Genomic DNA, 13,291 nt, shown 5'->3' on the forward strand with positions numbered 1-13,291 from the left:
TCTGCATTGTGGCAGGTACCGCCGACAACGCCCGCGCGAGCCTCGCGGCCCCGGCGCTCAGCCCTTGCCGAGCAGGTCCGCGGGGAAGGCGCCCGCGGCGGCCGCCGCCGTGGTGAAGGCCGTCGCCAGCTCGGTGAGGCGCTCGACGCCCGCCGCGCCCAGGTGCTCGTACGGGGCCGCGTCCAGGCGGTCGGTCGCGTCCTCCAGCTCCTCGCGCAGCGCGATGCCGGCCTCCGTCAACTCGCCCTCCGCGTCGAGCAGTCCGCGCTCCCGCAGCCGGTCCCGGCCGGCTTCCAGCTCCTCCTCGTTCCAGCCGCGCGTGGCGAGCAGCCACTTCTGGGTCATGCCGCGGCCGGTCGCGCCGTGGCTGACGAGCGCCTCCACCGGGTCGAGCCCGGCCTGGACGAGCGCCATCACATGGCCGTCGCCGCGGTGTTCGCGCAGCAGCGTCGCGGCGTACCAGAAGGCGAGGTGCGGGGCGTCCGGCACGGCCAGGTCCGCGTGGGCGGAGTACAGCGGGCGGCCGCCGCGGGTGCAGCCCTCGGTGGCGCGCAGGGCGAGGCGGGCGGCCTCGGCCATCTCCGGGGAGGCGAGGGCGTCGTCGCCGAGGAGGCGGCGCAGGGTGGTGTCGCAGGCGCGCAGCCGGGCGGCGATCGCGTCCTCGGGCGAGGCGATGTCCCAGACGGCGGGGATGTGCCGGGCCACCAGCTCGTACTTGTAGTTGTAGAACGCCGCGGCCACCGGTCCGGCGCCCACCCGCCCGAACGCGGCGCTGCGCGAGGCCAGGTTGACGGCGGGGCGGTCCTCGATGCCCAGCTCCGCGAACTCCCGGTGGAGGTCCGGGGAGAAATACACCACGGAGTGGAGGGGGTTCACGACGTTGTGACAGTGGCGCGCGGCGCGCTCGGGCAGACGCTGTGAAGTGGTCATGCCTGAACGTTACCGACTGGTCGGTACGGCGGGAAGGTGGTGGCCGATGGCAGTAAAGGTGGGATCTTCGTCATTGCGGACACGTCCGGCCCCGCCGAGCATGGTGTCCATGACGCCTCGCCGCACCGTGCTCTTCCTCCTCTTCGAGGAGGTGCAGAGCCTCGATGTCACGGGCCCCCTCGAAGTGTTCGCCTACGGGGGCGCCCTCACCGGTGACCCGGACCTCTACGAGGTCCGCACCGCCACTGTCGACGGCGGGCCCGTACGCACCACCAGCGGCCTGCGGCTCGTCCCGGACATGGCCCTCCACGAGGCGGAGGTCCCGCACACCCTCGTCGTCCCCGGCGGCGACGGCACCCGTGCCCCCGGCCCCCGGCTCGTCGCCTGGCTGCGCGAGAACGCCCCGCACGCCGAGCGCATCGTGTCGGTGTGCACGGGCGCGTTCCTGCTCGCCGCGGCCGGGCTGCTCGACGGCCGCCGCGCGACGACCCACTGGGCGCGCTGCCGCAGCCTCGCCGAGCACTATCCCGCGATCCGGGTGGAACCCGACCCCATCTACGTGCGCGACGGGAACATCGCCACCACGGCCGGCATCACCGCGGGCATCGACCTCGCGCTGGCCCTCGTGGAGGAGGACCTGGGCCGGGAGGCGGCGCTCGCCGTCGCCCGCGCGCTCGTCGTCTTCCTGCGCCGCCCGGGCAACCAGACGCAGTTCAGCGCCCAGTTGGCCGTCCAGACCGCCACGCGGCCACCGCTGCGCGACATCCAGCACTGGGTCGTCGAGAACCTGGGGGCCGACCTCTCCGTCGACGCGCTCGCCGCCCGCGCGGGCCTGTCGCCCCGTCACTTCGCCCGCGCCTTCCACAGCGAGGTCGGGATGACACCGGGCCGCTATGTCGACAAGGTCCGGCTGGAGGCCGCGCGCAGGCGCCTGGAGGACACCGCGGGCAGCGTCGAGGCGGTCGCGCGGGCCTGCGGCTACGGCACGTCCGAGGCGATGCGCCGTGCCTTCGTCCGGTCCCTGGGCGCCTCACCGGCCGAATACCGGCGCCGCTTCCGCCCACTGGCACCGGCAGCCTGAGCCCGTGCCGTACGAAAGGACGACCGTGCAGATCGCCATCCTGCTCTACCCCGGCTTCACCGCCCTCGACGCCATCGGCCCCTTCGAGGTCCTGAGCAATCTCCCCGGCGCCGACACCGTCTTCGTCGCCGAGCGGCCGGGGACGATACGCAACGACAGCGGCAGGCTCGCCGTGCTCGCCGACGCCTCGCTCGGCGAGGTCGGCCGCCCCGACATCGTCGTGGTGCCGGGCGCCCCCGACACCAGCGGGCCGGCGAAGTCCGACGCCGTACGGGAGTGGCTGACGGCGGTCGACCGCACCACCACCTGGACGACGTCCGTATGCACCGGCTCCCTGATCCTTGCCGCCGCCGGTCTGCTGACGGGCCGTCGGGCCACCTCGCACTGGCTGCACCTGGACGAACTGGCCTCCTACGGCGTCGAGTCGACCGGTGAACGGGTCGTCACCGACGGCAAGTACGTGACCGCGGCGGGGGTCTCCTCCGGCATCGACATGGGCCTCACCCTCGCGGGCCGCATCGCGGGGGACCGCGTGGCCCAGGAGATCCAGCTGCTCATCGAATACGACCCGCAGCCTCCGTACGACGCGGGCTCACCGGAGAAGGCCCCGGCGGACCTGGTCGCCGAGTGGCGGGCGCGGGGTGTCTGACGGCATCAGCTGAATCGAGCCTGTCGGGGGGCTTGGGAGTGAAGCCCCCGGTTCGGGAAGGGGCGGGTAGGGGAAAACCTGCCCGGCACGACATGGCGGCCGTGGAGGACCGGGACGGGGGTCCGGCCCTCCACGGCCGTCAGGCCGTACCGCCATCAGGCCGTACCGCCATCACGCCGTACCGCCATCACGCCGTACCGCCATCACGCCGTACCCGGAACCCGCCAGGCGAACCGCGGGGCCCGCCGCTCCAGGAACGCCGCCGCCCCCTCCGCCGCCTCACCGCTCGCCCGGGCCTCCGCCGCCCAGTGCTCCCACCGCGCCGCCCCCTCCGCCGCCGCGAACTCCTTCGCCGCCACCTGGGTGAGCAGCGACCGCGACCCCAGCACGCGCGCGAACTCCGCCACCCGCTTGTCGAGCGCGTCCGCCGGCCACACCTCGTCCACCAGCCCCGTGCGCAGCGCCCGTTCCGCGTCGATCAACTCGGCGGAGAACAGCAGGTATTTGGCCGTCGACGGGCCGACCAGGTCGACCAGCCGCCGGGTGGACGACGCCGCGTAGACGATCCCCAGCCGCGCCGGGGTCACCCCGAAGGACGCGCCCTCCGCGGCGAAGCGCAGGTCGCAGGCGGCCGCGAGCTGGCAGCCGCCGCCCACGCAGTAGCCGCGGACGGCCGCGACCGTCGGCTTGGGGAAGGCGGCGAGCGCCTCCTCGGCCGCGACGGCGAGGTCGCGCGAGACCTCGCCGCCGTCGGTGAGCGAGGAGATGTCGGCGCCCGCGCAGAAGGTGTCGCCCTCGCCGGTGAGCACCAGGACGCGCACCGCCGGGTCGGCCGCGCAGCGCTCCAGCAGCCCGGGCAGGGCCCGCCACATGCCGGTCGTCATGGCGTTCCGCTTGGCGGGGTTGGCGATGCGGACGGTCGCGGTGCCGTCGGTGATGTCCAGATGCAGTGCGGGCTCCATGGTCCGGATGCTATCCGGGGCGCGTTTCCATGATCCGCCCTATGATCAAAACAGGGGGCGCTACGAGGAGGCGCTCATGTCCAGGGGCACGAGGCGGGCGCAGTCGCCGGGCCACAGGCTCAGCCGCAGTTTCGGCGTGCTGGCGCTGCTGGGCGGGATCCTGGTGCTCGCCGGGCTGGTCGGGCTGGCCTATGCGGGCTTCGCGACCCTCACCACGATGATCCTCTTCGGCTGGCTGCTGCTGCTCGGCGGGGTCGTCGGCCTGGTGCACGCCGTCCAGTCGCGGGACAGCAACTTCTTCTGGCTGGGCGTGGTGGTCGCCGCGCTGAACATCGCCGCGGGCGCGGTGGTGATCCGGCGGCCCGAGGTCGCCGCCGTGGGACTGACGATGTTCGCCGCGCTGCTCTTCCTGACCGGCGGTGTCTTCCGGCTGGTGGGCAGCCTGGTCGTGCGCGGTCCGCAGTTCGGCTGGACGCTCGTGCAGGGTGCCTTCGGGCTGCTGCTGGGCATCCTGGTGCTGGGCGACTGGCCGCACAGCAGCCGCTATGTGATCGGCACCTTCTTCTCCCTCGCCCTGCTCTTCGACGGGCTCGGTCTGATCGCTCTCGGGGTCGGGGGCCGCCGCGTCGTCGGCCTGGTCTCGGAAGAAGTCGCTCCGGATCGTTCAGCCGACAACGACCGGGGCGGCCAGGAACAGTCGCGTGAGTGACCCTGGCATACGCGCGCGATCAAATCCCGTCGATAGAGGCTGACTTCTGCTCAGAATGCCGGTGCGGACCCTTACGTTCCCAACACTCGAGGTGCGGTCGACCACGGTGAGGGGTTGGTATCGGACATGGAAATCCTCGGGAGCGTCCCGCCCGATCCGGGACAGGCCCCGCCGCGCAGACCGATCGAGTTCGACGGCGCCTGGCGGTTCACCGCTCCCGCACTGGACTCCTCCGTGCCCCGCGCCAGACACGCCGTCCGCGACCTGCTGGGACGCCAGCGGGTGCCGCTGCGCGAGGACCTCCTGCACGGCCTGCTGCTGATCGTCTCCGAGCTGGTCACCAACGCCGTGCAGCACGCCGCGCTGCTCTCGCCGGAGGTCGCCGTGGAGGTCTCCATCGGCCCCCACTGGGTAAGGGTGGCCGTCGAGGACGACCACCCGTACCGGCCCAAGCCCCTGGAGGCGGACGACGACCGCATCGGCGGCCGGGGACTGCTGCTGGTCAAGACCATCTCGGACGAGGCCGGCGGCCTGTGCGACGTGGAGCACACCGCGAACGGCGGCAAGGTGGTCTGGGCCGCCCTGCCGCTCGGCGCGCCCGCTACCAGCCCGCTGCGTCCCCGGTGATCTCGCGCACCACGGGGCGCGCGGTGTCCAGGACGTCCATGAACCACGCCGAGAACGTGAACTTCTCCCGCAGCTCGTCGAGCTCGGCCGGTGTCACGAAGGCCGTCTCCTCGACCTCCTCGGGGTCCGGGCGCAGCCCCGCGCTCACAGTGCCCACGAAGAGGTGGTTGAACTCCTGCTCGACCAGGCCCGACGCCGGGTCGGGGTGGTTGTAGCGCACGGTGCCCGCCTCGCGCAGCAGCGCCGGGGCCACCCCCAGCTCCTCGCCCGTACGGCGGGCCGCCGCGACGAACGGCGGCTCGTCCGGATAGGGGTGGCCGCAGCAGGTGTTCGACCAGACGCCGGGGGAGTGGTACTTCCCGAGCGCCCGGCGCTGGAGCAGCAGCCGCCCCTGCTCGTCGAAGAGGAAGACCGAGAAGGCGCGGTGCAGCCGCCCGGGAGCGATGTGCGCGGAGAGCTTCTCGGCCGTGCCGATGGTTCTGCCGGACTCGTCGACCAGTTCCAGCATGATCGGTTCAGCTGTGCCGTCGGAAGCGGGAACCGCCGAGTCGTCGGCGGACAGGCCCTTGGCAGGTGTGATCGGCATTGACCATCCTTGTAGTCGGTCTTCGACCCTCAAGTCTGCCGTAACCCGCCGCGCCGTCAATGACAGAGCCTCGCCTCGTGCTCCGCATGGCCGCCGGGCTCCAGCTGGAAGGTGCAGTGCTCGACGTCGAAGTGCTCGCCGAGACAGCCCTGCAGGTCGTGAAGCATTTTCTCGTGCCCGACCGAATCCAGCGCGGCGTGGTCGACGACCACGTGCGCCGAGAGCACCGGCATTCCGGATGTGATCGTCCACACATGCAGGTCGTGCAGGTCCTCCACACCCGGCAGCGCCATGATGTGCGACCGGATCTCGTCCATGTCGACGTCCTTGGGGGCCGCCTCCAGCAGGACGTCCAGCGCCTCCCGCAGCAGCTTGACCGTGCGCGGCACGATCATCAGGCCGATCAGCAGGGACGCGACGGGGTCCGCCTGCGTCCAGCCCGTGGCCATGATGACCAGGGCGGAGATCACGACGGCCAGGGAGCCCAGGGCGTCCGAGAGGACCTCCAGGAACGCCCCGCGCACATTGAGGCTCTCCTTCTGGCCGCGCATCAGCAGCGCCAGCGAGATCAGGTTGGCCACCACGCCGACCAGACCGAAAACCACCGTCGTGCTGCCGGGCACCTCGGTGGGGTTCGCCAGCCGTTTGATCGCCTCGAAGAGGATGAAGCCGCCGACGCCCAGCAGCAGCAGACAGTTCAGCAGCGCCGCCAGGATCTCCGCCCGGGCGTAGCCGTACGTACGGCGGCCGCCGGGCGGCCGGTTGGCGAAGTGGATCGCCACCAGCGCCATGCCCACGCCGACCGCGTCGGTCGCCATGTGCCCGGCGTCCGCGAGCAGCGCCAGCGAACCGGTCAGCGCGCTGCCGACGATCTCCGCGACGAGCACCGTCAAGGTGATGCCCAGCGCGATCCGCAGCCGGCCCCGGTAGGCCGCGGCGGCCGTGCCGCTCGTCCCCGGCGGGGGTCCGTGCGAATGGCCGTGGTCGTGCCCTGCGCCCATGAAAGCCGCCTCCGAAAGGTGCCCGCAACGGCCGGCGGACGCCGGCCGAGCACCCAGTGAACTACGGGTGGGGGGTATCGGGCAACGCGGCACTGAACACCGTTGTCATGTGCTCTGACCTGCGGCGATGCATAACGCGCCGACCTGGGACGATCAGCTAGGAGCGGGCCTCCGGATGGTGGTGGCACCAGCCCTCCCAGGCCGAGGCGACCATGCTCCGCACCCCGTGCACCGGGCTCCAGCCGAGCTCCTTGGCGATCAGTTCGTTCGAGGCGACGACACGCGCCGGATCACCCGGACGGCGCGGCTCGACGACGGGCGCGGGCTCGGTGCGCCCGGTGATCTCGGCGATCAGGTCCGCCATCTCCCGCACGGACACCCCCTGACCCGTGCCGACGTTCAGCGTGAGGTCGCCCGTGCCCGGCCGCCCGTCGAGCCGCCGGGCCGCCGCCAGGTGGGCGGTGGCCAGGTCCTCGATGTGGATGTAGTCACGGACACAGGTGCCGTCGGGGGTGTCGTAGTCGGCACCGAAGATGCGCGGGCTCTCGCCCCGCGTGAGCCGGTCGAACATCATCGGGATGATGTTGTAGACCCCGGTGTCGGCCAGTTCAGGCACGGCCGCGCCCGCCACGTTGAAATACCGCAGGCACGCGGTGGAGACGCCGTGCGCCGCCCCGGTGGCGCGCACCAGCCACTCACCGGCCAGCTTGGTCTCCCCGTAGGGGTTCATCGGCAGGCACGGCGTCTCCTCCGTGACGAGGTCGACATCCGGCATCCCGTAGACGGCGGCGGAGGAGGAGAAGACGAAGCTCCCCACGCCCGCCGCGACCACCGCCTCCAGCAGGACCGTCAGGCCGTGCAGATTCTCCCGGTAGTAGAGCAGCGGCTTCTCCACCGACTCCCCGACCTGCTTCTTCGCCGCCAGGTGCACCACACCGGTCACACCCAGCTCGGCGAACGTACGGTCCAGGAGCTCACGGTCCAGGACCGAACCCCGCACCAGCGCGCACTCCGCGGGCAGCCGCCCGGCCACGCCCGTGGACAGGTCGTCCAGCACGGCGACGCGCTCCCCGGCGTCCACCATCGCCCGTGCGACGTGCGCCCCGATGTACCCGGCTCCACCTGTGATCAGCCATGTCATGTCGGCACCCTAATCCAGGCGGCGTAAGGGCCCTGTTCCCTTCACCCCCGTCCGCCCCCGCCGTGCCCCCTTCTTCGCGCCCCCCGGAACCGCACGGGCGGCCCGAGCGTCCAGTCAGTGTCGGGAAGCCCTGGTGCACGTGCGGTGAACGGCGTCTTCCGTTGATCCGATAGCCTCTGCCGACGTGCCCGCACGCCGCCCGCCCCGCAGGGCCGGCGCGTGCCACGCCCGCTGCCCGGACGCCCCGCGGACCGAGGCGGCCGCATCCGCTTCCAAGGAGTGAGTTCGTCTGTCGACCGCCATCGTCACCGGTTCGCCGCCCGTCGGCTCCTCCCTCGAGGACGACCTGCGGTCCCTGGGCTTCGGCGTACGCGTGGCCGCTGACGCCGCCGCCGTCACCACCGAGCTCGCCGCCGTCCCCGCGGGCGAGCGCGTCGCGCTCGTCGACGCGCGCTTCGTGGGCCACGTCCACTCGCTGCGCCTGGCGCTCACCGACCCACGCTTCCCCGCCGCCGCCGTGGAGGGCGCGCTGACCGCGCAGCCCGAGGCACGCGGCGCCCTGGCGCACGCGGTCGGTCAGGCCCTGCCGGCAGGCGGCCCCGAGGCCGGCCTGCCCGACGCCCTCGCCCACCGGCTGGAAGCCGACGGCGTCGCACTCCACCGCCCCGACCTCGGCGTCCTCGTCGCCACCGTGCCCGCCGACGCCGACATCCGGACCAAGGCCGAGGCCGACGTCCGGGCCGTCGACGACGAGGCCGTACGGCTGCGCTCCGCCGTGAAGTCCCGCGACGGCTTCTTCACCACCTTCTTCATCAGCCCGTACTCCCGCTACCTCGCGCGCTGGTGCGCCCGCCGTGGCCTCACCCCCAACCAGGTCACCACCGCCTCGCTGCTCACCGCCCTCGTCGCGGCCGGCTGCGCGGCCACCGGGACCCGGCCCGGCTTCGTCGCCGCGGGCGTGCTGCTGCTCCTCTCCTTCGTCCTGGACTGCACCGACGGCCAGCTCGCCCGCTACTCCCTGCAGTACTCCACGCTGGGCGCCTGGCTCGACGCGACCTTCGACCGCGCCAAGGAATACGCCTACTACGCGGGCCTCGCCGTCGGCGCGGCCCGCGGCGGCGGCACCGACGACGTCTGGGCGCTGGCGCTCGGCGCGATGGTCCTCCAGACCTGCCGGCACGTCGTCGACTTCTCGTTCAACGAGGCCAACCACGACGCCGCGGCCAATACCAGCCCCACCGCCGCCCTCTCCGACCGGCTCGACAGCGTCGGCTGGACGGTCTGGGCCCGCCGCATGATCGTGCTGCCCATCGGCGAGCGCTGGGCGATGATCGCGGTCCTCACCGCCCTCACCACGCCCCGCGTCGTCTTCTACGCCCTGCTCGTCGGCTGCGCGCTGGCCGCCTGCTACACCACCGCGGGCCGCGTCCTGCGCTCCCTCACCCGCAAGGCGAAGAGGACCGACCGCGCCGCCCGGGCGCTGGCCGACCTCGCCGACTCCGGACCCCTCGCGGAGCTCGCGAGCCGGACGCTGGGCCGCACGATGGCCGCGGGCACCTACAGCGCCCCCTACTGGGCGCTGCTCGCGACCGCCGCGCTGTTCGTCTGGCCGCTCGTGGCGGACACCGTCGGCACCTGGCGGGCCGTGCCGCAGGCCGTCGTCTACGCCATCCTCGCCGGGGTGGCCGTCGCCCACCCGCTCAAGGGCCCCCTCGACTGGCTCGTGCCGCCCGTCTTCCGGGCCGCCGAGTACGGCATGATCCTCGCCCTCGCCGCGACCTCCGGCGTCCCCGGCGCCCTGCCCGCGGCTTTCGGCCTGGTGGCCGCAGTCGCCTACCATCACTACGACACGGTGTACCGCATCCGCGGTGGCACCGGGGCGCCCCCGCACTGGCTGGTGCGGGCGATCGGCGGGCACGAGGGACGGATCCTGGCGGTCTCGATCGCCGCCGCCCTGTGGCACGACCAAGGTTTCACGATCGCGCTGACGGTCCTCGCGACCGCCATCGCGCTCACGGTGCTCATCGAGAGCATCCGCTTCTGGGTGTCCTCCGGGGCGCCCGCAGTACACGACGAATCAGGAGAACCCGCATGATCGGCCTCGTGCTGGCCGCCGGCGCCGGACGGCGTCTGCGTCCCTACACCGACACTCTGCCCAAGGCCCTGGTGCCGGTCGACGGTGACACCACCATCCTCGACCTCACCCTGGGCAACTTCGCCGAGATCGGCCTGACCGAGGTCGCGATCATCGTCGGTTACCGCAAGGAGGCCGTGTACGCGCGCAAGGAGGCGCTGGAGGCCAAGTACGGCCTCAAGCTCACCCTGATCGACAACGACAAGGCCGAGGAGTGGAACAACGCCTACTCCCTGTGGTGCGGCCGTGACGCCCTCAAGCACGACGTGATCCTCGCCAACGGCGACACCGTGCACCCGGTCTCCGTCGAGAAGACCCTGCTCGCCGCCCGCGGCAACGGCCGGAAGATCATCCTCGCCCTCGACACGGTGAAGCAGCTCGCCGACGAGGAGATGAAGGTCGTCGTGGACCCCGACAAGGGCGTCCAGCGCATCACCAAGCTGATGGACCCGGCCGAGGCCACCGGTGAGTACATCGGCGTCACCCTGATCGAGGGCGAGGCCGCCGCCGAGCTGGCGGACGCCCTCAAGGTCACCTTCGAGCGCGACCCCGACCTCTACTACGAGGACGGCTACCAGGAGCTCGTCAACCGCGGCTTCAAGATCGACGTGGCGCCCATCGGCGACGTCAAGTGGGTCGAGATCGACAACCACGACGACCTCGCCAAGGGCCGGGGGATCGCGTGCCAGTACTGACGAGGCTCATCCCCTCGCCGGTCGTCGTCGACATCCGCGCCGGAGCGCTGGACGACCTGGCCGGCGTGCTCGCCGACCAGCGGATCTCCAGCTCCGGCAAGCTGGCCATCGCCATCAGCGGCGGCTCCGGGGCGGTGCTGCGCGAGCGGCTCGCCCCGGCGCTGCCCGGCGCCACCTGGTACGAGGTCGGCGGCGGCACGCTGGACGACGCGATCAAGCTCGGCGACGCCATGAAGAAGGGGCACTACGACGCGGTCGTGGGCCTCGGCGGCGGCAAGATCATCGACTGTGCGAAGTACGCCGCCGCACGGGTCGGCCTGCCGCTGGTGGCCGTCGCGACCAACCTGTCGCACGACGGCCTCTGCTCGCCGGTCGCCACCCTCGACAACGACGCGGGCCGCGGCTCCTACGGGGTGCCCAACCCCATCGCCGTCGTCATCGACCTCGACGTCATCCGCGAGGCACCGGCCCGGTTCGTCCGGTCCGGCATCGGCGACGCGATCTCCAACATCTCCTCCGTCGCGGACTGGGAGCTCTCCCACCGCGAGACGGGCGAGTCCATCGACGGCCTGGCCGCCGCCATGGCCCGGCAGGCCGGCGAGGCCGTGCTGCGCCACCCCGGCGGCGTCGGCGACGACGGCTTCCTCCAGGTGCTGGCCGAGGGCCTGGTCCTCACCGGCATCTCGATGTCGGTGGCCGGCGACAGCCGCCCCGCCTCGGGCGCCTGCCACGAGATCAACCACGCCTTCGACCTGCTCTACCCCAAGCGGGCCGCCAGCCACGGCGAGCAGTGCGGCCTCGGCGCCGCCTTCGCGATGTACCTGCGCGGTGCCCGCGCGGAGTCCGCGCTGATGGTCGAGGTGCTGCGCCGCCACGGGCTGCCGGTGCTGCCGCAGGAGATCGGCTTCAGCACCGAGGAGTTCGTCAAGGCGGTCGAGTACGCCCCGCGGACCCGCCCCGGGCGCTACACGATCCTGGAGCACCTCGACCTCTCCACCGACCAGATCAGGGACGCTTACGCCGACTATGCCAAAACCGTCACTAGCTGAACTCCGTCCGGTCGTCCACCCCGGCGGCCTCAAGGACCGGCGCAGCGGTGAGCACTGGGCCGGGCGCCTGTACATGCGCGAGGTCTCGCTGCGCTGCACCCGGGTGCTGCTGAACAGCAGGCCCACGCCCAACCAGTACACCGGCCTGATGATCCTCGCCGGGGTCGCGGCGGGCGCCGCCCTGCTGGTGCCCGGGCTCACCGGCGCGATCCTGGGCATGCTGCTCATCCAGCTGTACCTGCTGCTGGACTGCGTCGACGGCGAGCTCGCGCGCTGGCGTAAGGTCACCTCGACGACCGGCGTCTACCTCGACCGGGTGGGCCACTACCTCTCCGAGGCCGCTCTTCTGGTGGGATTCGGCATCCGCGCCGCGGACGTCTTCCACAAGGACGGCGCCGCCACCCAGTGGCAGTGGGCGTTCCTCGGCACGGTGGCCGCGCTCGGCGCGATCCTGATCAAGGCCGAGACCGACCTGGTCGACGTGGCCCGCGCCCGCAGCGGCATGGCGGCCGTGGAGGACTCCGCGGCGACGCCCCGCTCCTCGGGCATGGCGCTGGCCCGCAAGGCCGCGGCCGCGCTGAAGTTCCACCGGCTCGTCGGCGGCGTCGAGGCGTCGCTGGTGATCCTGGTGGCGGGAATCGCGGACTTCGTCCATCACGACCTGCTGTTCACCCGGATCGCGGTCGTCCTGCTCGCGGCCGTCGCCGTGCTGCAGACTGTGCTGCACCTCGTGTCCATCCTCGCTTCGAGCAGGCTCAAATGAGTGCCCCCCCGCTGAAGGTCGGCGCGGTCGTCCTCACCATGGGCAACCGCCCCGCCGAACTGCGCGCGCTGCTGGAGTCCGTGGCCAAGCAGGACGGCGACCCGATCGAGGTCGTCGTCGTCGGCAACGGCTCCCCGCTGCCCCCGCTGTCCGTGCCCGGGCTGACCGTACGGACGGTGGAGCTGTCCGAGAACGTCGGCATCCCGGCCGGCCGCAACGTCGGCATCGAGGCGTTCGGCCCCGCCGGCCGCGACGTCGACGTGCTGCTCTTCCTGGACGACGACGGGCTGCTGCCCGGCCAGGACACCGCCGAGCTGTGCCGGCAGGCGTTCACGGCCGACCCGCGGCTCGGCATCATCAGCTTCCGCATCGCCGACCCCGACACCGGGGTCACCCAGCGCCGCCACGTACCCCGGCTGCGCGCCTCGGACCCCTTGCGGTCCTCGCGGGTGACGACCTTCCTCGGGGGCGCCAACGCCGCCCGCACCCGGGTCTTCGCCGAGGTCGGCGGGCTCCCCGACGACTTCTTCTACGCGCACGAGGAGACCGACCTCGCGTGGCGGGCCCTCGACGCGGGCTGGATGATCGACTACCGCGCGGACATGGTGCTGCACCACCCGACGACGGCCCCCAGCCGGCACGCGGTCTACCACCGGATGGTCGCCCGCAACCGGGTGTGGCTGGCCCGCCGCAATCTGCCCGCGCCGCTCGTCCCCGTCTACATCGGGGTGTGGCTGCTGCTGACCCTGGCGCGGCGGCCGTCGCTGCCCGCGCTGCGCGCCTGGTTCGGCGGCTTCCGGGAGGGCTGGTCGACGCCGTGCGGTCCACGGCGCCCCATGAAGTGGCGTACCGTGTGGCGCCTGACCCGACTGGGTCGCCCTCCCGTGATCTGACAAGCTCTTGTCGATGAGCATGTCGATGAGCATCAGGCGCGAACCGGGGCCCGGCCCCGGGAGCGCACCTT

The 13,291-nt window shown here is 72.5% G+C and carries 14 protein-coding genes; 9 read left to right on the forward strand and 5 right to left on the reverse strand.

The genetic code is table 11. The features are described from left to right. Positions 1-57 precede the first annotated feature (57 nt). On the reverse strand, positions 58-930 hold the full coding sequence (locus tag DXZ73_RS33495) for an SCO6745 family protein (RefSeq protein WP_116214700.1): 873 nt from the start codon (positions 928-930) through the stop codon (positions 58-60). A gap of 109 nt (positions 931-1,039) precedes the next feature. On the opposite strand from DXZ73_RS33495, the gene DXZ73_RS33500 reads away from it, so the two are divergent. Next, on the forward strand, positions 1,040-2,011 hold the full coding sequence (locus tag DXZ73_RS33500; RefSeq protein WP_116216044.1) for a GlxA family transcriptional regulator: 972 nt from the start codon (positions 1,040-1,042) through the stop codon (positions 2,009-2,011). Between the two features lie 25 nt (positions 2,012-2,036). Further along, on the forward strand, positions 2,037-2,660 hold the full coding sequence (locus DXZ73_RS33505) for a DJ-1/PfpI family protein (protein ID WP_116214701.1): 624 nt from the start codon (positions 2,037-2,039) through the stop codon (positions 2,658-2,660). Between the two features lie 203 nt (positions 2,661-2,863). Here DXZ73_RS33505 and DXZ73_RS33510 read toward each other — a convergent pair whose 3' ends face one another. Next, a complete protein-coding gene (locus DXZ73_RS33510) occupies positions 2,864-3,622 on the reverse strand; it encodes an enoyl-CoA hydratase/isomerase family protein (protein WP_116214702.1) in 759 nt (252 codons plus the stop codon). Positions 3,623-3,698: 76 nt separating this feature from the next. On the opposite strand from DXZ73_RS33510, the gene DXZ73_RS33515 reads away from it, so the two are divergent. Next, on the forward strand, positions 3,699-4,331 hold the full coding sequence (locus DXZ73_RS33515; protein WP_116214703.1) for an HdeD family acid-resistance protein: 633 nt from the start codon (positions 3,699-3,701) through the stop codon (positions 4,329-4,331). A gap of 126 nt (positions 4,332-4,457) precedes the next feature. Further along, positions 4,458-4,958 carry an ATP-binding protein gene (locus DXZ73_RS33520; protein ID WP_116214704.1) on the forward strand — a complete coding sequence of 167 codons (501 nt, stop codon included), beginning with the start codon at positions 4,458-4,460 and terminating at the stop codon, positions 4,956-4,958. On the opposite strand, the gene idi is transcribed toward DXZ73_RS33520, so the two are convergent. From idi to galE, 3 genes are all read right to left on the reverse strand, one after another. Next, on the reverse strand, positions 4,933-5,544 hold the full coding sequence (gene idi, locus DXZ73_RS33525) for an isopentenyl-diphosphate Delta-isomerase (RefSeq protein ID WP_116214705.1): 612 nt from the start codon (positions 5,542-5,544) through the stop codon (positions 4,933-4,935). The genes DXZ73_RS33520 and idi overlap by 26 nt on opposite strands. A 56-nt stretch (positions 5,545-5,600) precedes the next feature. Beyond that, positions 5,601-6,545 carry a cation diffusion facilitator family transporter gene (locus DXZ73_RS33530; protein WP_116214706.1) on the reverse strand — a complete coding sequence of 315 codons (945 nt, stop codon included), beginning with the start codon at positions 6,543-6,545 and terminating at the stop codon, positions 5,601-5,603. Positions 6,546-6,702: 157 nt separating this feature from the next. Next, entirely contained in the window at positions 6,703-7,686 is a 984-nt protein-coding gene (galE, locus tag DXZ73_RS33535; protein ID WP_116214707.1) for a UDP-glucose 4-epimerase GalE, read from the reverse strand. A 289-nt stretch (positions 7,687-7,975) separates the two neighbouring features. Between galE and DXZ73_RS33540 the strand changes: the two genes are divergently transcribed. The 5 genes from DXZ73_RS33540 to DXZ73_RS33560 are packed head-to-tail and all read left to right on the forward strand — an operon-like array spanning position 7,976 to position 13,220. Further along, positions 7,976-9,781, forward strand: a complete 1,806-nt coding sequence (locus tag DXZ73_RS33540) for a DUF5941 domain-containing protein (protein ID WP_116214708.1) — start codon at positions 7,976-7,978, stop codon at positions 9,779-9,781. Beyond that, entirely contained in the window at positions 9,778-10,515 is a 738-nt protein-coding gene (locus DXZ73_RS33545) for a sugar phosphate nucleotidyltransferase (protein ID WP_116214709.1), read from the forward strand. The genes DXZ73_RS33540 and DXZ73_RS33545 overlap by 4 nt, the downstream gene beginning before the upstream one ends. Beyond that, positions 10,503-11,564, forward strand: coding sequence for an iron-containing alcohol dehydrogenase family protein (locus DXZ73_RS33550; RefSeq protein ID WP_116214710.1), 1,062 nt, complete (start codon positions 10,503-10,505; stop codon positions 11,562-11,564). The genes DXZ73_RS33545 and DXZ73_RS33550 overlap by 13 nt, the downstream gene beginning before the upstream one ends. After that, positions 11,542-12,327, forward strand: a complete 786-nt coding sequence (locus DXZ73_RS33555) for a CDP-alcohol phosphatidyltransferase family protein (protein ID WP_116216045.1) — start codon at positions 11,542-11,544, stop codon at positions 12,325-12,327. Before DXZ73_RS33550 ends, DXZ73_RS33555 begins: the two co-directional genes overlap by 23 nt. Then, positions 12,324-13,220: a glycosyltransferase family 2 protein gene (locus tag DXZ73_RS33560; RefSeq protein WP_116214711.1), complete on the forward strand. Its 897-nt coding sequence runs from the start codon at positions 12,324-12,326 to the stop codon at positions 13,218-13,220. The genes DXZ73_RS33555 and DXZ73_RS33560 overlap by 4 nt, the downstream gene beginning before the upstream one ends. Positions 13,221-13,291 lie beyond the last annotated feature (71 nt).

The organism is Streptoverticillium olivoreticuli subsp. olivoreticuli, assembly GCF_003391135.1.
GTDB classification, from domain to species: Bacteria; Actinomycetota; Actinomycetes; order Streptomycetales; family Streptomycetaceae; genus Streptomyces; species Streptomyces blastmyceticus.

Excerpts from the sequence above, each read along its gene's own strand:
- DXZ73_RS33510 (WP_116214702.1), bottom strand. The coding sequence starts at position 3,622 with ATGGAGCCCGCACTGCATCTGGACATCACCGACGGCACCGCGACCGTC.
- DXZ73_RS33555 (WP_116216045.1), top strand. The coding sequence starts at position 11,542 with ATGCCAAAACCGTCACTAGCTGAACTCCGTCCGGTCGTCCACCCCGGC.
- galE (WP_116214707.1), bottom strand. The coding sequence starts at position 7,686 with ATGACATGGCTGATCACAGGTGGAGCCGGGTACATCGGGGCGCACGTC.
- DXZ73_RS33515 (WP_116214703.1), top strand. The coding sequence starts at position 3,699 with ATGTCCAGGGGCACGAGGCGGGCGCAGTCGCCGGGCCACAGGCTCAGC.
- DXZ73_RS33495 (WP_116214700.1), bottom strand. The coding sequence starts at position 930 with ATGACCACTTCACAGCGTCTGCCCGAGCGCGCCGCGCGCCACTGTCAC.
- DXZ73_RS33500 (WP_116216044.1), top strand. The coding sequence starts at position 1,040 with ATGACGCCTCGCCGCACCGTGCTCTTCCTCCTCTTCGAGGAGGTGCAG.
- idi (WP_116214705.1), bottom strand. The coding sequence starts at position 5,544 with ATGCCGATCACACCTGCCAAGGGCCTGTCCGCCGACGACTCGGCGGTT.
- DXZ73_RS33560 (WP_116214711.1), top strand. The coding sequence starts at position 12,324 with ATGAGTGCCCCCCCGCTGAAGGTCGGCGCGGTCGTCCTCACCATGGGC.
- DXZ73_RS33520 (WP_116214704.1), top strand. The coding sequence starts at position 4,458 with ATGGAAATCCTCGGGAGCGTCCCGCCCGATCCGGGACAGGCCCCGCCG.
- DXZ73_RS33545 (WP_116214709.1), top strand. The coding sequence starts at position 9,778 with ATGATCGGCCTCGTGCTGGCCGCCGGCGCCGGACGGCGTCTGCGTCCC.
- DXZ73_RS33530 (WP_116214706.1), bottom strand. The coding sequence starts at position 6,545 with ATGGGCGCAGGGCACGACCACGGCCATTCGCACGGACCCCCGCCGGGG.